The 17729-nt window shown below is 64.1% G+C and carries 20 protein-coding genes; 11 read left to right on the forward strand and 9 right to left on the reverse strand.

Features of this window, described 5'->3' with window-relative positions:
* The gene (locus tag LOY22_RS06660; protein ID WP_258597790.1) at positions 1-1215 is read left to right on the forward strand and encodes a hypothetical protein; all 1215 of its coding nucleotides are present in this window, start codon (positions 1-3) and stop codon (positions 1213-1215) included.
* Here LOY22_RS06660 and LOY22_RS06665 read toward each other — a convergent pair.
* The 3 genes from LOY22_RS06665 to LOY22_RS06675 form a co-directional block, all read right to left on the reverse strand.
* Complete coding sequence (locus tag LOY22_RS06665; protein ID WP_258596920.1) at positions 1212-1577, reverse strand: DUF2892 domain-containing protein; 366 nt, start codon at positions 1575-1577, stop codon at positions 1212-1214. The two genes, LOY22_RS06660 and LOY22_RS06665, sit on opposite strands and share 4 nt — an antisense overlap.
* 66 nt (positions 1578-1643) lie before the next feature.
* Positions 1644-2114, reverse strand: a complete 471-nt coding sequence (locus tag LOY22_RS06670; protein WP_093386219.1) for an RNA methyltransferase — start codon at positions 2112-2114, stop codon at positions 1644-1646.
* Positions 2115-2175: 61 nt separating this feature from the next.
* Positions 2176-2547, reverse strand: coding sequence for a YajD family HNH nuclease (locus LOY22_RS06675; protein ID WP_038996595.1), 372 nt, complete (start codon positions 2545-2547; stop codon positions 2176-2178).
* A 126-nt stretch (positions 2548-2673) separates the two neighbouring features.
* On the opposite strand from LOY22_RS06675, the gene LOY22_RS06680 reads away from it, so the two are divergent.
* On the forward strand, positions 2674-2946 hold the full coding sequence (locus LOY22_RS06680) for a hypothetical protein (protein WP_258596922.1): 273 nt from the start codon (positions 2674-2676) through the stop codon (positions 2944-2946).
* Here the strand turns inward: LOY22_RS06680 and LOY22_RS06685 are convergent.
* The gene (locus LOY22_RS06685; protein ID WP_045193477.1) at positions 2943-3416 is read right to left on the reverse strand and encodes a cyclic nucleotide-binding domain-containing protein; all 474 of its coding nucleotides are present in this window, start codon (positions 3414-3416) and stop codon (positions 2943-2945) included. The two genes, LOY22_RS06680 and LOY22_RS06685, sit on opposite strands and share 4 nt — an antisense overlap.
* 95 nt (positions 3417-3511) lie before the next feature.
* The gene (locus tag LOY22_RS06690; protein ID WP_093386205.1) at positions 3512-5563 is read right to left on the reverse strand and encodes a S9 family peptidase; all 2052 of its coding nucleotides are present in this window, start codon (positions 5561-5563) and stop codon (positions 3512-3514) included.
* 84 nt (positions 5564-5647) lie between these two features.
* Between LOY22_RS06690 and LOY22_RS06695 the strand changes: the two genes are divergently transcribed.
* Genes LOY22_RS06695 through LOY22_RS06705 form a run of 3 tightly spaced genes read left to right on the forward strand, consistent with a single transcriptional unit; the run spans position 5648 to position 7471 of the window.
* Entirely contained in the window at positions 5648-6139 is a 492-nt protein-coding gene (locus LOY22_RS06695; protein ID WP_213602134.1) for an MFS transporter, read from the forward strand.
* 22 nt (positions 6140-6161) lie between these two features.
* Positions 6162-6938: a class II glutamine amidotransferase gene (locus LOY22_RS06700; RefSeq protein WP_045193474.1), complete on the forward strand. Its 777-nt coding sequence runs from the start codon at positions 6162-6164 to the stop codon at positions 6936-6938.
* An 11-nt stretch (positions 6939-6949) separates the two neighbouring features.
* The gene (locus LOY22_RS06705; protein ID WP_258596924.1) at positions 6950-7471 is read left to right on the forward strand and encodes a DUF2937 family protein; all 522 of its coding nucleotides are present in this window, start codon (positions 6950-6952) and stop codon (positions 7469-7471) included.
* Here the strand turns inward: LOY22_RS06705 and LOY22_RS06710 are convergent.
* Positions 7468-8379, reverse strand: coding sequence for a LysR family transcriptional regulator (locus tag LOY22_RS06710; protein WP_045193472.1), 912 nt, complete (start codon positions 8377-8379; stop codon positions 7468-7470). The two genes, LOY22_RS06705 and LOY22_RS06710, sit on opposite strands and share 4 nt — an antisense overlap.
* 142 nt (positions 8380-8521) lie before the next feature.
* Here LOY22_RS06710 and LOY22_RS06715 point away from each other — a divergent pair, with 142 nt between their 5' ends.
* The 4 genes from LOY22_RS06715 to LOY22_RS06730 are packed head-to-tail and all read left to right on the forward strand — an operon-like array spanning position 8522 to position 12204.
* Positions 8522-9808, forward strand: a complete 1287-nt coding sequence (locus tag LOY22_RS06715) for an MFS transporter (protein ID WP_045193471.1) — start codon at positions 8522-8524, stop codon at positions 9806-9808.
* A gap of 25 nt (positions 9809-9833) precedes the next feature.
* Positions 9834-10586 (forward strand): 5-oxoprolinase subunit PxpA, encoded by a 753-nt coding sequence (locus LOY22_RS06720; protein WP_082075365.1) that lies wholly within the window; start codon positions 9834-9836, stop codon positions 10584-10586.
* Positions 10583-11287 carry a 5-oxoprolinase subunit PxpB gene (gene pxpB, locus LOY22_RS06725; RefSeq protein ID WP_258596927.1) on the forward strand — a complete coding sequence of 235 codons (705 nt, stop codon included), beginning with the start codon at positions 10583-10585 and terminating at the stop codon, positions 11285-11287. Before LOY22_RS06720 ends, pxpB begins: the two co-directional genes overlap by 4 nt.
* Positions 11284-12204 (forward strand): biotin-dependent carboxyltransferase family protein, encoded by a 921-nt coding sequence (locus LOY22_RS06730; RefSeq protein ID WP_258596929.1) that lies wholly within the window; start codon positions 11284-11286, stop codon positions 12202-12204. Before pxpB ends, LOY22_RS06730 begins: the two co-directional genes overlap by 4 nt.
* A gap of 65 nt (positions 12205-12269) precedes the next feature.
* On the opposite strand, the gene LOY22_RS06735 is transcribed toward LOY22_RS06730, so the two are convergent.
* The 3 genes from LOY22_RS06735 to LOY22_RS06745 all read right to left on the reverse strand — a co-directional run bounded on the left by LOY22_RS06735 (position 12270) and on the right by LOY22_RS06745 (position 15522).
* A complete protein-coding gene (locus tag LOY22_RS06735; RefSeq protein ID WP_045193466.1) occupies positions 12270-13448 on the reverse strand; it encodes a VWA domain-containing protein in 1179 nt (392 codons plus the stop codon).
* A gap of 16 nt (positions 13449-13464) precedes the next feature.
* On the reverse strand, positions 13465-14310 hold the full coding sequence (locus LOY22_RS06740) for a MoxR family ATPase (RefSeq protein WP_038996581.1): 846 nt from the start codon (positions 14308-14310) through the stop codon (positions 13465-13467).
* Positions 14311-14448: 138 nt separating this feature from the next.
* On the reverse strand, positions 14449-15522 hold the full coding sequence (locus tag LOY22_RS06745) for a DUF748 domain-containing protein (protein WP_213602132.1): 1074 nt from the start codon (positions 15520-15522) through the stop codon (positions 14449-14451).
* A gap of 131 nt (positions 15523-15653) precedes the next feature.
* Between LOY22_RS06745 and cysK the strand changes: the two genes are divergently transcribed.
* The gene (cysK, locus tag LOY22_RS06750) at positions 15654-16628 is read left to right on the forward strand and encodes a cysteine synthase A (protein WP_045193464.1); all 975 of its coding nucleotides are present in this window, start codon (positions 15654-15656) and stop codon (positions 16626-16628) included.
* Between the two features lie 161 nt (positions 16629-16789).
* Positions 16790-17725, forward strand: coding sequence for an aspartyl/asparaginyl beta-hydroxylase domain-containing protein (locus LOY22_RS06755; RefSeq protein WP_045193463.1), 936 nt, complete (start codon positions 16790-16792; stop codon positions 17723-17725).
* Positions 17726-17729 lie beyond the last annotated feature (4 nt).

The following is a 17729-nucleotide window of genomic DNA, read 5'->3' on the forward strand; positions in this document are numbered from 1 at the left end:
GTGCGTTGCCATGGGTGGCTGGTGCTGGGCCTGCTGGCCAGTTCGCCGGCCTGGGCGAAAAAAGTCGATCTGGATTACCACGTGCGCTTGCTGCCACAAAGCGAGCAGGCCGAAGTGCGCCTGACCCTGGCCGATGGCGCCAGCGTGCGCAGCCTGGACTTCGACCTGGGCAAGGACGGCGCCTACAGCGAGTTCAAGGCCGACGGCCAGTGGCAGCTGCAGGGCGACGATCAGCGTGGCCACTGGCAACCGGCGCCGGGCAAAAGCCAGCTCACCTACAAGGTACGCCTGAGCCAGCGGCTCAAGGGCGGCGCTTATGAAACCCGCATGACCCCGGACTGGGCGCTGTTTCGCGGCGATGACCTGGTGCCGCCGGCACGCCTGGACCAGCACGACGGCACCGAACTGGTGGCACGCCTGAGCTTCGAGTTGCCCAAGGGCTGGAAAAGCGTCGAGACGCCGTGGCCGCGCATCGGCAAGCAGCGCTTTCGCATCGACAACGTTTCGCGCCTGTTCGACCGCCCGACCGGCTGGATGCTCGCCGGCACCGTCGGCACCCGCCGCGCGCGCCTGGGCGAAACCGAAGTCAGTGTCGCCGCACCCCAAGGCCAGGGCATGCGCCGGCTGGACAACCTGACCCTGCTGACCTTCGTCTGGCCACAGCTGCAGGCAGTGTTCCCGCGCAACCCGCCCAAGCTGTTGCTGGTGGGGGCCCGCGATGAACTGTGGCGCGGCGCTCGCGCCGGGCACAACTCCATCTACCTGCACAGCAGCCGTCCGTTGGTCGCTGAGAACGGCTCAAGCCCGGTGCTGCGCGAGCTGGTGCATGTGTTTGCGCAAATCAATGATCGCGAGGCCAGCGACTGGATCAGCGAAAGCCTGGCCGAGTACTACGCCAGCGAACTGCTGCGCCGCGCTGGCGGCATGACCGACGAGCGTTACCAGGCCCTGCAGGCGAGCCTTGAACGCAGTGGCAAGAAGGTCAGCAGCTTGCGCGGCGAGCAGGTCGACAGCGCGGTGATCGCCTGTGGCGTGCTGCTGTTGCGCGCACTTGACCAGGAAATCCGCCTGCACACCCACAACCAGCGCTCACTGGACGATGTCACCCGGGCGATGATGCGCCTGAACAGCGTCAGCACCGCCGAGTTCATCCAGCTCAGCGAAAGCGTGCTGGGCAAGTCGTCCGAGGTGCTGCAGAGCAAGCTGCTGCGTTAAGGCTTGGGGTCATTGAGCGCGTCGTTGCCGGTCACCGTGGTGCCACGGGTAGCGGCTTCGGCGTTGGCCTTGAGCGCTTGCAGCTCGGCGCCGCTGCGTTCGATCTTGCTGCGGATGTTGTCCAGGTCGCTGCGGCCGCGTTCGATCAGGCTTTTCACCGAGCTGTGGCCGGTGATGCCACGGGCCAGGGCAACCCCGCCGATGGCCACCTGAATCAAGCCGAACAGGCCGCCACGGCGCAGGCCCTTGCCGACCATGACCACCCCGGTGGCAACCGAACCTGCGCGCTCCCAGCCGTGGACATTCTGATCGCTGGCCATATGCGCTGAATTGGCCGGGATAAGCGTCTGTTTCTCGGTCATGGTCATTCTCCAGTAGGGACGATGGTCTACAGCAGACCGCCGGGCAGGGCGGGCTGTTCAGTCGGCTTACTTGAATTTCGGCCCGGAGCGGGTGTTCAGGCCCTTGGCCAGGCGGTCGTAGAGCACCACGTTGACGGTGGCGGCAAGGTTCATGCAACCGTTGGTCGGGATGTAGATGGTCTCTTCACACCAGGCCCGCACGCTCGGGTCGAGGGAGCCGTCTTCGGGGCCGAAGATATAGATCGCGCGGTCCGGGTGGGTGTACTCGGGCAGCGCCCGGGCGCCGTCGACCAGCTCTACCGCCACCGGCGTGCAGCCCAGGGGGATGATCTTCTGCAGGTCGTCGATACCGATCAGTGGAATGTCGTAGTGCACCCGCTTGGTGTCGGTGACGAAGTCGCGGGCACGCTCATAGCGCTTGCCGGTGTAGAACACCGAGTTGACGCCGTAGCAACCCGCGGCGCGCATCACCGAACCGACGTTCTCTGCTGACTTGGGGTTGAACAGACCAATGCAGCTGTACCGTTTGTTCGCCACGTGCCGGGGCCCTTCGCAAAAAAGACGCGATTATACGGGCTTGCCGGCGACTGTGGGCGCTTCAGTCCTTCTTCAGCATCCCGGCCAGGGCCGCAAACGGATTGTGGGTGGCCTTGGCGATGCTCGGGCTGCTGGTCGAGCCTTCGCTGAAGTACTGCTGGTCGGTATAGCGCGAGTGCTCGTTGTCGTGGCAGTACAGGCACAGCAGCTCCCAGTTGGAACCGTCCTGGGGGTTGTTGTCGTGGTTGTGGTCACGGTGGTGCACGGTCAGCTCGCTCAGGCGCTTGCCGGCGAACTCGCGGGCGCAGCGGCCACACACGTGCGGGTACATGCGCAGGGCCTTGTCACGGTAGCCCATTTCCTTGTCGCGCTTGGCGTCGGCGAGGATGCGGTCTAGCCGTGCGGTGGCGGCGGCAGAGGATGACGAACTCATGGGATTACCTTTTCTCGGGCTTGTTACGGTTATGCCTTGAAGTTTAGCCCGATGGCGGGCAATTCGGACAGGCAAACCGTGCGCGGTGGGAGTAGCCTGTAGCCAGGACCCTCAAGGAGCCTGCGCATGCGTTACGTGATCATTGCCGTACTGATCTGTGCCAGCCTGCAAAGCACCGTGGCCGCCGAGTTGCAACCGCGGCTGGCCACGCCGGTGCCGGGGGCGCCGGGCACCGCCACGCCAACACCCTATCCGCAGGTGACGCCAAGTACGCCGCCGCGGGCCGGTGATGCGCGACCGGGCTCGCCATTGCTGCCGCCGATGCCGCTGCCCGCTCCACCCAAGGACCAGCCGTTGCCCGGCCTGAATCCGGACAACAACAAGGGCAAGGGCGACTAGACCTGCTGCGCCAGACGCTGGCCGTCCTGCATGCGCAGGCGCCGCGACAAGGCCACGGCCAGGGCGCGGATGATCTTGGCGGCGATCTTCGGGGCGTCGTTGAGCATCTTTTCCAGCGAGTCCTTGCCCAGGTTGAGCAGTTGGCAGTCGCTGGCGGCAATGCAACTGGCCGAGCGCCGTTCACCGTCGAGCACGGCCATTTCGCCGAAGGCACGGCCCTTGCGCAGGGTGGCGATTTCGACCTGGCGCTGCTCGGCGTCGGTCTTGCGTACCGACACCACGCCGTGGTGGATGATGCACATGAAGGTGCCGGCATCGCCTTCGCGGAAAATTTCTTCACCTTCGCTCATGCTGCTGATGCTGAAATAGCCGGCGGCGGCCTGGAAGTCGACAGGCAGCAACTGGTCGAACAGGCCGCAGTCCATGAGCATGTCGCGGATTTCGTTGTTGAGGTGGGTGGGTTCAGGCATTGACGTCGTTCTTTTAGTTTTGTGGTGTCTGATAATCGCGGGTCAAGCCCGCTCCTACAGGGGCGGGCGGTGACTCAGACAACAAATTTTCCGATTTACACCACGCCCAGCACGTTAAATACGAACGCGTACTCCAGCGCCACATCGCGCAGCCCCTGGTAGCGTCCGCTCATGCCGCCGTGGCCGGCGCCCATTTCGGTCTTGAGCAGCAGCAGGTTGTCGTCGGTCTTGGTCACCCGCAGCCGCGCCACCCACTTGGCCGCTTCCCAGTACTGCACACGGCTGTCGTTGTAACCGGCGATCACCAGCAGGGCAGGGTAGGCCTGGGCGCGGACGTTTTCATAGGGTGCGTAGGCCTTGATCCGCTCGTACACCTCGGGTTCTTCGGGGTTGCCCCACTCGTCGTATTCGGTGACGGTCAGCGGCAGTTCCGGGTCGAGCATGGTGTTGAGCACGTCGACGAACGGCACTTCGGCAATCGCCGCCTTGAACAGCTCCGGGCGCTGGTTGAGTACTGCGCCGATCAGCAGGCCACCGGCGCTGCCGCCGCTGATCGCCAGTTGCCCGGCGCAGGTAACGCCCTGGGCGATCAGGTGTTCGGCGCAGGCAATGAAGTCGCCGAAGGTGTTGTGCTTGTGCTCCTGCTTGCCGGCGCGGTACCAGGCTTCACCCAGCTCGCCGCCGCCACGCACGTGGGCGATGGCAAAGGCCACGCCGCGTTCGAGCAGGCTCAGGCGAGCGTGGGAGAACCACGGGTCGAGGCTTTCGCCATAGGCGCCATAACCGTACAGGTACAGCGGCACCGGCTTGCCGACGTCGGCGCGGCGCTGCACCAGGCTGATCGGTACCTGGGTGCCGTCGGCGGCAGTGGCCCACAGGCGCTGGCTGACGTAGGCATCCGGGTCGAACGGGCCGAGCACCGGGGTTTGCTTGAGCACTTGCTGGGCGCCGCTGGCCAGCTCCAGTTGGCGTACCTGGGCCGGGCGGTTGAGCGACTGGTAACGCAGGCGGATGCGCGGGCTGACGAACTCCAGGCTGTCCTGCACGTACAAGCTGTAGGCAGCGTCTGGCAGCTCGACGCGGTAGGCCGGCAGGCCTTGTGGGCGCACCTCGATGATCGGCAGGCCGCCTTCGCGCAGGCTCAGGGTCAGGGCGCTGGCGTTGAGGGTCAGGCCTTCGAGCATCACCGTGTCGCGGTGGGCCACCAGCAGTTGCCATTGCTCGCGGCTCGGCACGCTATCGGCTTGGGCCTGGTACAGGGCGAAGTTGATGCCGTCCTGGTTGCTGCGGATGAACCAGCGCCACTGGCCTTCGAGCTGGCCGTGGTCAGGGTAGTACTCGTGGCCCTCGACCCGCGGCGCCAGGCAGGTGAAGGCCTGCTCGGGATGTTCGGCGTCGAGCACCCAGGCTTCGCTGGTGGTCTTGCTGTTGAGCAGCAGGATCAGCTGGCGCTCGGAGCTGGCGCGGTAGCAGTGCAGAAAGAAACGACCGTCGGTTTCTTCATATACTGGTGCAACGCTGCCGCTGCCCAGGCGATGGCGCAACAGCTTGTGCGGGCGATGGGTGTCGTCCAGCTCGGCGAAGAACAGCGTCTGGTTGTCGTTGGCCCAGGTCATGCTGCCGTCGCAGTCCTCGAACGGCAGTTGCTCGATGGCGCCGCTGGCCAGTTCCTTGACGTACAGGGTGTAGATTTCGTCGCCCGTGGTGTCCAGGCTGTAGGCCAGGCGCTGGTGGTCGGGGCTGATGCTGAAGGCACCGAGGGACAGAAAGCCGCCCTGGGCCAGTTCATTGGGGTCGAGCAGCAGCTCTTCGCGGCTTTCATCGACCGTGTTGGAATCGTCGGCCGGGCGCGGGCAGCGGTAGTGGCGGGCGTATTCGTCACCGGCGGTGGTGCGCGTGTAGTACAGGTACGGGCCCCAGGGCGAAGGCAGCGACAGGTCGGTTTCGAGGATGCGCGCCTTGATCTCTTCGAACAGTTGCTCGCGCAGCGGCGCCTGAGCGGCCAGCTGCGCCTCTTGATAGGCGTTCTCGGCGTTCAGGTACGCCAGTACCTCGGGGGTGTCGCGCTGCTGCAGCCAGGCATAGGGATCGGCACCTTCGGCCTTGCGGGCAATCGGGGCACGGGGAGCGGTGGCGTCTGCGGACATGCGGGGTTCTCTTGGCTGGGGGGCGCCTGCGCGCGGAAAAGTGTTTATCATAAGCGTCTATTTGCCTAGCTTGCCACGGACACCATGACCGAGAACGACTATCTGCTCGCCTGGGGCCTCTACGCCCTTGCCGCCTTGGGATGCCTGCTGGTGGGCTTTCGCCTGACCTCATGGATGTGGCGCTGGTTGCGCGAACCGCTGCGGGTGCTGATGGCGGTGCTGCTGCTGACCCCGACCATTGTCGACCCGGTGAAAGAAAAGTTCGCCCCGGCCATCGCCATTGCCGCTCTCGACACCCTGTTCAAGGTCGGCAACAACGCCCTGCGCGCCGCAGCCGACCTGGCCATGTACGGCATGATTGCCTTTGCCCTGTATGCGCTGTTCGTGCTCATCCGCTGGCCGCTCGAGCGCCGTGCCAGGGCCCGCCGCGAGCAGGCGCAAGCCGCCGCGCAACGTGAAGCGGACGAGCCTGTGAGCGATGAGCCGTTCGCCGCCGAGCGCAGCGACCGCTACCGTAACCCGCCACCTGCAGCGCCGCTGGGCGGCAGTGGCGCGCGGGTCGAGCCGCGCCTGTAGCCTTTGCCCGGAGCAGCCAAGCATGTGTGAATTACTGGGCATGAGCGCCAATGTGCCGACCGACATCGTTTTCAGCTTCACCGGGCTGATGCAGCGCGGCGGGCGCACCGGCCCGCACCGTGACGGCTGGGGCATCGCCTTCTACGAAGGCCGTGGCCTGCGCCTGTTCCAGGACCCGGCGGCGAGCTGCGAGTCGGAAGTCGCCAACCTGGTGCAGCGCTACCCGATCAAGAGCGAGGTGGTGATCGGCCACATTCGCCAGGCCAACGTCGGCAAGGTCTGCCTGTCCAACACCCATCCGTTCGTGCGCGAGCTGTGGGGGCGCAACTGGTGCTTTGCGCACAACGGCCAGCTCGGCGAGTTCAAGGGCCAGGCGACCTTCTATCGGCCGGTTGGCGACACCGACAGCGAAGCGGCGTTTTGCGACCTGCTCAACCGCGTGCGCGAAGCCTTCCCCGAACCGGTCGAGGTCGAGCAATTGCTGCCGGTGCTGGTCGAGGCCTGCGCCGAATACCGTGGCAAGGGCGTGTTCAACTGCCTGTTCAGCGATGGCGACTGGCTGTTCTGCTTCTGTTCGACCAAGCTGGTGCACATCACCCGCCGAGCGCCGTTTGGCCCGGCACGGCTGAAGGACGTCGACATGATCGTCGACTTCCAGGCCGAAACCACCCCTAACGATGTGGTCACGGTGATCGCCACCGAGGCCCTCACCGAGAACGAAACCTGGCACCGCTACGCACCTGGCCAGTGGGCCCTGTGGCGCCGTGGCGAATGCATCGCCGAAGGCCAGGCCAGCTAAGGATCAGCCCCATGTTCAGAAGTTACCTGCGCTTGCTGTTGTTTACCTGCGGTTTGCTGGTCGGGCTGCAGGTGCCGGGCTATATCGTCGATTACAGCCAGCGGGTCGAGGCGCACCTGCTTGAATCGCGCGAAGGCCTCAAGGGTTTTGAAGACACCGCCAAGCGCTTCTTCAACGGCGACCTGCAGGCCTTGGTGCGCCATTACCGCAGCAGCGACGACCCGGTGTTCACCAGCGATGCCAACAGCATCGAGAGCCTGGTGATCCGCAATCGCCAGTTCGAGCAGGAATGGCAGATCGTGCAGGGCCCGTGGCTGGCGAAAACCTGGCATGTGCTGGTTACCGCCAACCCGCAACTGCGCGAAGAAACCCTCAACGCTTACCGCTACCAGATTCTGCTTAACCCCGAGGCCCTGGCCTGGGGCCTGAGCTGCGCGCTGCTGCTGGCGCTGGTGGTCGAAAGCCTGCTGCTGTTGCTCGGCTGGGTGGCCCTCGGCGGGCGGCGCAAGGCGGTGCAGGAGAGCTGGCGCTAAACCAGCACGATGCGCTGCGGCCCGGCATCGCGGGCGTAGCGCTCCAGCACGTTGCGGCACAGTTGCACCACCTCGTCGACCAGCTCGACGCCGGTCTGCCAGGCCACCACCAGCTCCAGGCTCGGTGGCTGCCGGGCCAGCGGCAGCAGGATCAGCTCGCCACGGGCCAGTTCCTCGCTGACCAGCGCCGGTGGCAGGGCGCCAATACCAAAACCATCACGCAACAGCCGGGTGATCGCCGCCACCGAGTTCACGCAGTTCAGCCGTGGCGCGCCGACCCCTTCGGCCTGCAGCAGGCTGAGCACTTCCTGGTGCGGCCGGGAATTTTTCGAAAAGGTCACGATGCGCTCGCGGGCCAGGTCCGCCAGCGAGGCGTAGTCGCGGTTGTAGATTGACTGGCTGGCGACGATCCAGCCCATGGGGTAGCGCGCCAGGTCCAGGCTGCGGATGCTTTCCTGGCGCAACAGGTCGGTTTGCAGGATTACATCGAGAAAGCCTTTTTGCAGTTGTTCGCGCAAGTTAAGCGCCGTATCGGCGATCAACTCGATTTCCACCTGCGGGTAGCGCTCCATCAACTCCGCCACCAGCGGGCTCATCCAGGTGTGGATTACCGTGTCCATCACGCCGATGCGAATGCGCCCGACCTTGGCCCGGTCGCTGTCCAGCGATTGCTTGAGGGCCTTGGCGGTGTCGAGCATCTGTTCGGCGTACTCGAGCACCTTGCTGCCTTCCGGGGTCAGGCTCACGCCGCGTGAGTCGCGCAGCAGCAACCTGACCCCGAGATCGGCCTCAAGCGCGGCGATGCGGCTGGAGATCGAGGCCTGGGTGGTGAAGAGTTTTTCGGCGGTCAGGCGAAAACTCTTGAGGCGGGCGACCCAGACGAAGGTTTCGAGGAATTTGAGGTTCATGGCGCGCTCACTGATCAAGTTTTTCTTATGCCAGACAGCTGGTTTTTCTCGTTGGACGACAACCTGCGGGCGTCGAAAAATGATCCTCAAGCCGCGACACATGTTGTCGTCGTTAAAACAATACCAACAAGCTGAGGCAACCATGAACCCATCGGGCGTGCAGCAACAGGTCAAAGCCAGGTCAGTGGCGGGGCCATTCGACTGGTACCGCAACATCAACAAGCAGGAACGCCGGACCTTCTGGAGCTGCAAGATCGGCTACGGCCTCGATGGCATGGACACGCAGATGCTCAGCTTCGTCATCCCCACCCTGATCGCCCTGTGGGGCATCAGCACCGCCGAAGCCGGGTTGATTCACACCAGCACCCTGATCGCCTCGGCCTTGGGCGGCTGGATCGCCGGTATCCTTTCCGACCGCATCGGCCGCGTGCGCACCCTGCAATTGACGGTGCTGTGGTTCGCCTTCTTCACCTTTCTTTGCGGCTTTGCCCAGAACTACGAACAGTTGTTGATCGCCCGCACCCTGATGGGCTTCGGCTTTGGTGGCGAATGGACCGCCGGCGCCGTGCTGATCGGCGAAGTGATCCGCGCCCAGGACCGTGGCAAGGCAGTGGGCATGGTGCAGTCTGGCTGGGCCATCGGCTGGGGCCTGACGGCGATCCTGTATGCCGTGCTGTTTTCGCTGTTGCCGCCGGAAGATGCCTGGCGCGCACTGTTTTTGCTGGGCATTGTGCCAGCGGTGTTCGTGATTTTCGTTCGCCGCCTGGTCAAGGACCCGGAGATCTACCAGCAGGCCAAGGCCGCGGAAAAGACCGCAGCGCCGTCGCATTTTTATGAAATCTTCGCCCCGGGCATGCTCTTCACCACGATCCGCGCCTCGCTGCTGACCACCGGCGCCCTGGGCGGCTACTACGCCATCACCTCGTGGCTGCCGACCTTCCTCAAGAACGAGCGCGGCTTGAGCGTACTGGGTACCGGCGGCTACCTGGCGATGGTGATCTTCGGCTCCTACATCGGCTATGTGATCAGCGCCTACCTCACCGACCTGCTGGGCCGGAAAAAGAACTTCATCCTCTTCGCCGTCGGTTCGTTCATCATTGTCCTGCTCTACACCCAGATGCCGGTCAGCGACGGCGTCATGCTCTGGCTGGGCTTCCCCCTGGGCTTCTTCGCCTCGGGGATCTTCAGCGGCATGGGCGCGTTTCTCACCGAACTCTTCCCCACCCGCATCCGCGGCTCGGGCCAGGGCTTTTGCTACAACATCGGCCGCGCGCTGGCGGCGTTCTTCCCGCTGCTGATCGGCTTGCTGAGCCAGAAGATTCCCCTGGGCCTGGGCATCGGCGGATTTGCCGCAGTGTCCTACGGAGTGGTAATTCTGGCAGCCTTGAGCCTGCCGGAAACCCGCGGCAAACAATTAGAAGCCCATTAAGGCCGAGCCTGAAGGAGTGTCACACGTGAGCCGCCTGTTATTGAATTGCGATATGGGTGAAAGTTTTGGCAGCTGGACCATGGGCCTGGATGCCCAGGTCATGCCTTATGTTGATTGCGCCAACATTGCCTGCGGTTTTCATGCCGGCGACCCCGGGATCATGCGCAAGACCGTGGCCCTGGCCGTGGCCAGCCAGGTGCGCATCGGCGCCCATCCGGCCTACCCGGACCTGGCCGGCTTCGGCCGCCGCTCCATGGCCTGCAGCGCCGAAGAGATTCGCGACCTGCTGCATTACCAGATCGGCGCCCTGGACGGCATTTGCCGTACCCAGGGTACCCGGGTTGCCTACGTCAAACCCCACGGCGCGCTGTACAACGACATGATGGCCGAGCCGCTCAAGCTGCGTGCCGTGCTCGAAGCCGTGGCCGCCTATGACCGGCAACTGCCGCTGATGCTGATGGCCACCGCCGACAACAGCGCGGCCCAGGCCTTGGGCGATGAGTACGGTGTAACCCTGTGGTTCGAAGCCTTTGCCGACCGCGCCTACGACGCCAGCGGCCACTTGCTGTCGCGGCGCTTGCCGGGGGCGGTGCACCATGATCCGGCGATGATTGTCGAGCAGGCCCTGCGCCTGGCCCGCGGCGAGGCGCTGAGCGCCAGCGATGGCAGCGCGTTGCTGCTGCAGGCCGATACCCTGTGCGTGCATGGCGACAACGACAGCTCGATCGCCGCCGTGCGGCAGATTCGCCAGGCCCTCGATGCCCAGGCGGTGCCATGAACTACCGTATTGAAGTGGTGGCCATCGACTGCCTGATGGTGCGCCTGTTCGACCAGATCGATGAAGGCAACATGCCCTGGCTGCTTGCCGCCAGCCAGCGCCTGCGCAGCGCCTTTGCCGGGCGCCTGGTCGACCTGGTGCCGTCCTATACCACGCTGATGGTGCAGTTCGACCTGCTCCAGTTGTCGCCGGCCGAGGCCCAGGCCTGTATTCGGCAAGCGCTCACCGACTTGCAGCCGGACCCTGGCAGCGCAGGCCGCCAGCACGAGATTCCGGTGTGGTATGACCCAAGTGTCGGCCCGGAGCTGCAACTGCTGGCCGAGCGTTGCAACACATCGGTGGCCGACATCATTCGCCGCCACAGCGAGCGTGAGTACCAGGTGTTCGCCCTGGGCTTTGCCCCCGGCTTCGCCTTCATGGGCCTGGTCGAACAAGCCCTGGCCGCGCCGCGCCTGGCCACCCCGCGCAAACGCGTGGCGGCCGGCAGCGTGGGCATTGCCGAGCGCCAGACCGCCGCTTATCCAGCGGTTTCTCCCGGCGGCTGGAACCTGATCGGGCGCACCCCGAGCAAGCTTTTTGACCGTCAACGCGAGGGCTACAGCCTGTTGCAGCCGGGTGACCGGGTGCGCTTCGTGGCGGTTGAGCGCGCCACCTTCATCAACCTGGGCGGCGACGATACCCCGCTGGAGGCACAGGCATGAGCCGCTTGTCGATCGAGGCCAGCACGCCGCTGTGCCTGCTGCAGGATGCCGGGCGCTTTGGTGTGCGCCACCTGGGCGTGACCCAGGGCGGGGCGCTGGACTGGGTGTCGATGCGCTGGGCCAACTGGCTGCTGGGCAACGCGCCCGAGGCCGCGGTGGTCGAGGTCACCCTCGGTGGTTTCAGCCTGATTGCCGAGCAGGACTGTTGCCTGGCCCTGGCCGGCGCCGACCTCGACGCACGCCTCGATGGCCAGCCGCTCAAGCCCTGGCGCAGCTTCAGCATGGGCAAGGGCCAGCGCTTGCGCCTGAATGCGCCGCTGCATGGCGCCCGTGCCTACATCGCTGCGCCGGGTGGCTTCAAGGCGCCGCAGGTACTGGGCAGTTGTGCCAGCGTGGTACGTGAAGCGCTCGGCGGGCTGGATGGTTTGGGCTCGCCGCTGGCCAAGAGGCAAGCGCTGGAATACGCCGGTGTGGCAGCGGCGCTCAAAGAAGTGCCGGAGGCGTTGTGGCCGGACTTTACCGACAGGTCGCCGCTTGATCTGTTGCTCGGCGCGCAGATCGGCGATTTTAGCGGCACAAGCCTGTTTGAAGCGTTCAACCGCGACTGGACCCTCGACAGCCGCGCTGATCGCATGGGCATGCGCTTGCTCGGGCCGGTGTTGCACTACCAGGGGCCGGCGATGATTTCCGAGGGGATTGCGTTGGGCGCGGTGCAGGTGCCGCCGGATGGCCAGCCGATCGTGCTGCTCAATGATCGTCAGACCATTGGTGGCTATCCGCGATTGGGGGCGTTGACGCCGTTGGCGTTGGCGCGGCTGGCGCAATTGCTGCCGGGGAGTGTAGTGCGCTTCAGGCCGGTGGTGCAGGAGATGGCGTGGCTTGAGCAGCGGGCGTTTCTTGAAAGGTTTGTTGGCTGAGCGGGCCTCATCGCGGGTCAAGCCCGCTCCTACAGGGGGTAGGAGCGGGCTTGACCCGCGATGCTCTACTTGGACAAAAACCGCATGCCTTCTTCCAGCCCGCGCAAAGTCAGCGGGAACATCCGGTCTTCGACCAGCTCGCGCACGATGTTGGTCGAGGCGGTGTAGCCCCAGGTGTCCTTCGGGTAGGGGTTGATCCAGATGAGCTTCTTGTACTTCTCCATGAAGCGCTGCATCCACACGTAGCCGGCTTCCTCGTTCCAGTGCTCGACGCTGCCACCGGGCTGGGTGATCTCGTAGGGCGCCATGGCCGCGTCACCGACGAACACCACCTTGTAGTCGGCGCCGTACTTGTGCAGCAAATCCAGGGTCGAGGTGCGCTCGGAGGTACGGCGCAGGTTGTTCTTCCACACCGACTCGTAGACGAAGTTGTGGAAGTAGTAGTACTCCAGGTGCTTGAACTCGGTCTTGCAGGCCGAGAACAGTTCTTCGCAGATCTTCACGTGGGCGTCCATTGAGCCGCCGATGTCGAACAGCAGCAGCAACTTGACGCTGTTGCGCCGCTCCGGGCGCATCTGGATGTTGAGCAGGCCGGCATCGCGGGCGGTGTGGTCGATGGTGCCGTCGATGTCCAGCTCTTCGGCCGCGCCCTGGCGGGCGAACTTGCGCAGCCGGCGCAGGGCCAGCTTGATGTTGCGCGTGCCCAGTTCGACCTGGTCGTCGAGGTTCTTGTACTCGCGCTGGTCCCAGACCTTGACCGCCTTGCCCTGGCGCTTGCCGGCATCGCCGACGCGGATGCCCTCGGGGTTGAAACCGCCCGAGCCGAACGGGCTGGTGCCGCCGGTGCCGATCCACTTGTTGCCGCCGGCATGGCGTTCCTTTTGCTCTTCGAGGCGCTTCTTGAACTCTTCGATGAGCTTGTCGAGGCCGCCCAGGGACTGGATCTGCGCGCGTTCCTCGTCGCTCAGCGAGCGTTCGAACTCCTTGCGCAGCCAGTCTTCGGGAATCAAGGCTTCCAGGTGCTGGTTGAGGTTCTCAAGGCCCTTGAAATAGGCCGAGAACGCCCGGTCGAACTTGTCGAAATGACGCTCGTCCTTGACCAGGATGGCCCGCGACAAGTAGTAGAACTCGTCCATGTCGGCAAAGGTCACGCGCTGCTTGAGGGCATTGAGCAAATCAAGCAGCTCGCGCACCGACACCGGCACCTTGGCCGCGCGCATTTCATTGAACAGATTGAGCAGCATGGCTATTGCTCCCGGCTCAGCGGTTACCGCGACGGCTCATGAAGGCCAGGCGTTCGAGCAACTGCACGTCCTGTTCGTTCTTGACCAGGGCCCCGGCCAGCGGCGGGATGGCCTTGGTCGGATCACGTTCGCGCAGCACCGCTTCGCCGATGTTGTCGGCCATCAGCAGCTTGAGCCAGTCGACCAGCTCGGAGGTCGACGGTTTTTTCTTCAGGCCCGGCACTTTGCGCACGTCGAAGAACACGTCCAGCGCTTCGCTGACCAGGTCCTTCTTGATGTTCGGGTAGTGCACATCGACGATCTGCTGCAGGGTGGTGCGGTCAGGGAAGGCAATGTAGTGGAAGAAGCAGCGGCGCAAGAAGGCGTCGGGCAGTTCCTTTTCGTTGTTCGAGGTAATGATGATGATCGGGCGCTGCTTGGCCTTGATCGTCTCGTCGGTCTCGTAAACGTAGAACTCCATTTTGTCGAGTTCCTGCAACAGGTCGTTGGGGAACTCGATGTCGGCCTTGTCGATTTCGTCGATCAGCAGAATGACCCGCTCTTCGGACTCGAAGGCCTCCCAGAGCTTGCCTTTCTTCAGGTAGTTGCGCACGTCGTGGACCTTGTCGACGCCCAGTTGCGAGTCACGCAGGCGGCTGACCGCGTCGTACTCGTAGAGGCCCTGGTGGGCCTTGGTGGTCGACTTGATGTGCCAGGTGATCAGCTTGGCGCCAAAGGATTCGGCCAGCTGTTCGGCGAGCATGGTCTTGCCGGTGCCCGGCTCGCCCTTGACCAGCAGCGGTCGCTCCAGGGTGATTGCCGCGTTGACCGCCAGTTTCAGGTCGTCTGTAGCGACATAAGCGCTGGTGCCTTCGAACTTCATGAACCGATCCTCTAACGTAGCGCCGGGGGTACTTGGCCCCTGGCGGAAAAATTGTCATGCACGACTATAACGCGGGCTCCGGGCGAGTGGGAACGCAGACGGCCCATTCAGTCTCTGAATGGACCGTCACTCGGTGACTCAGTCAGCCTTGGGCGGCGTTTGCTCATAACGGGCGTTGAAGGCCTGGACAAAGCCGTTGCGCAATATCTGCAAAAACGCCTCGAAGGCACTGATATCGCTTTTATGCACGCTGCCGCTGAGTTCCACGCGGGTGGCGAACTGGTTCTTGCCCTGGTTCTTCAGCACGGTTTCGCTGCCGCCGACCAGCGCTTCCCAGATCGAGCGGAAAAAGCCCTTGTCCTGGTTCTGAACGTCCTGCTGCCAGTTGAACACATCGACATCACGCAGCAGCGGTTTGATGTAGCCGGTGAGCCGGCCGTTTTGCGCTTGCGCCTCGATCACCAGGTCGCCGTGGCCGGCATTGAAGTCGAACTTGCCATAGGCGCTGGCGAAGTCATTGAGCCGGCGCAGCTCGATGCCGGTGGCGCGCAGGCGGAACTTGAAGTCGTCGAAGTCGCTGAACGGGTCGAAGGTGGCGCTGCTTTCGACACTGGCATCGCCCAGCAGCCGGGCCTTGGCGTCGAACGTGGCATCGCGGCGGCCCTTGCGGTCCTCGACGTTGGTCAGGTTGCGGATGCTGGCATCGAGTTGGGTGGCCTTGAGGTTGACCGGCGGCCTGGAGTTGAAGTTGCGAAAACTCAAGGTGCCGTCTTCGATGCGCACTTCGTTGAGGGTGATCGGCAGCAGTTTTTCCAGCTGCTGGCGCCAGTCGGTGCCCTGGCCGGTCTGTGAACTCTGCTTGCTGGCGCCGTCGACGAAGTTCAACTGTGGCTTGAGGAAGGTTACCTCGGCGACCACCGCCTGGTCGTGCCACAGCGAATGCCAGCTGACCGAGAGGTCGATCAATGGCGCTTCAAGCAGGGGCACCGGCACCTTGCCACTGGTCTTGACGATGTTCAGGCCGTTGATCTTATAGGCGCCGCGCCACAACGCCAGGTCGACATCGGTGACCTGGCCGCGGTAGTCGCCCATGTCGGCCAGCTTGTCGTTGAGGTAGTTGCGCACCAGCAGCGGCAGGGTCAAGTGCAAGGCCAATAGTAACAATGTGATACCCAGCAGCCCCCACAAGGGCCAGCGATAGCGGCGTTTCATCGGCGGCGGTTCCCGGCAAGGTAGTGATCGGTTGACCCCTGTCAGCCTCAGGGGTTCGCCGGTTGTGGACGCACTGGCGCTGCAGGCTTACCCTTGAAGTTTTCCGCCCGGTGCATAAAAGGACCCCCGCCATGAGCCGTATCTTTGCTGACAACGCGCATTCCATCGGCAATACGCCGCTGGTGCAGATCAACCGCATCGCCCCCCGTGGCGTCACCGTGCTGGCCAAGATCGAGGGGCGCAACCCCGGTTATTCGGTCAAGTGCCGGATCGGCGCGAACATGATCTGGGACGCCGAAAGCAGCGGCAAACTCAAGCCGGGCATGACCATCGTCGAGCCGACCTCGGGCAACACCGGCATCGGCCTGGCCTTTGTCGCTGCCGCCCGTGGCTACAAGTTGCTGCTGACCATGCCGGCGTCGATGAGCATCGAACGGCGCAAGGTGCTCAAGGCCCTGGGCGCCGAGCTTGTGCTCACCGAGCCTGCCAAGGGCATGAAAGGCGCGATCGAAAAGGCCAGCGAAATTGTCGCCAGCGACCCGTCGGCGTACTTTTTGCCCGGCCAGTTCGAGAACCCGGCCAACCCGGCGATCCATGAAAAGACCACCGGCCCGGAGATCTGGAACGACACCGATGGCGCGGTCGATGTGCTGGTGGCGGGCGTCGGCACCGGCGGCACCATTACCGGGGTGTCGCGCTACATCAAGCAGACCCAGGGCAAGGCCATTCTGTCGGTGGCGGTCGAGCCGCTCGGCTCGCCGGTGATCACCCAGGCCCGTGCCGGTGAAGAGATCAAGCCCAGCCCGCACAAGATCCAGGGCATTGGCGCCGGTTTCGTGCCGAAGAACCTTGACCTGTCGATGGTCGACCAGGTCGAGCTGGTCAGCGACGAGGAGTCCAAGGCCATGGCCCTGCGCCTGATGCAGGAGGAGGGCATCCTCTGCGGGATTTCCTCCGGGGCGGCCATGGCCGCAGCGGTGCGCCTGGCGGAAAAACCGGAAATGCAGGGCAAGACCATCGTCGTGATCCTGCCGGACTCGGGCGAGCGCTACCTGTCGAGCATGCTGTTTGCCGACCTGTTCACCGAGCAGGAAAACCAGCAGTAAGTCGCCGCGGCGCTGATCCCGGGCAATAACCGGCGCCGCTGTTTGTTGCACAATCCTTAACACTGAATCCCGGCCCTGCAGGTTTTCAGCAGGGCTGGATCGGTTAATATGTTCGATTAATCCGGCAGCGATGGCCTGATCGAAATTCCAAGGAGTGTTGCATGACCTTTTCCTTTGTCGCCAAGGCAGGTGTACTGCTGCTGTTCTTCGGCAGCACACTGTATGTGCACCTGCGCGGCAAGGCGCGTTTGCCAATGTTGCGCCAGTTCGTCAACCATTCGGCGCTGTTCGCCCCTTATAACGCCCTGATGTACCTGTTTTCCGGTGTGCCGTCCAAGCCGTACCTGGACCGCAGCCGTTTCCCCGAGCTCGACGTGCTCAAGGACAACTGGGAAGTGATCCGCGAAGAGGCCATGCACCTGTTCGACGAGGGTTACATCCGCGCCGCCGAGAAAGACAATGACGCCGGCTTCGGTTCGTTCTTCAAGAAGGGCTGGAAGCGTTTTTACCTGAAGTGGTACGACAAGCCGCTGCCTTCGGCCGAGACGTTGTGCCCGAAGACCGTCGCGCTGGTCAACAGCATCCCCAACGTCAAAGGTGCGATGTTCGCCCTGCTGCCTGGTGGCAGCCACCTGAACCCGCACCGCGACCCGTTCGCCGGTTCCCTGCGCTATCACCTGGGCCTGTCGACGCCCAACTCCGACGACTGCCGGATCTACGTCGATGGCCAGGTGTACGCCTGGCGCGACGGTGAAGACGTGATGTTCGACGAGACCTACGTGCACTGGGTCAAGAACGAAACCGAGACCACCCGGGTGATCCTCTTCTGCGACGTCGAGCGCCCGCTCAACAGCCCGCTGATGACCCGCATCAACCGCAAGGTCAGTGCCTTCCTCGGCCGCGCCACCGCGCCGCAGAACACCGACGACGAGCGCGTGGGCGGGATCAACCAGGCCTATGCCTGGAGCAAGCGCTTCAGCAATGTCATCAGCAGCCGCGTGAAGCAGTTCAAGCGTGCCAATCCCAAGGCCTACCGGGTGTTGCGTCCGGTGCTGGCGGTGCTGGTGGCCTACCTGTTGTATCGCTGGTTGTTCTGAAACA

Source organism: Pseudomonas sp. B21-035 (assembly GCF_024748945.1).
GTDB lineage: Bacteria > Pseudomonadota > Gammaproteobacteria > Pseudomonadales > Pseudomonadaceae > Aquipseudomonas.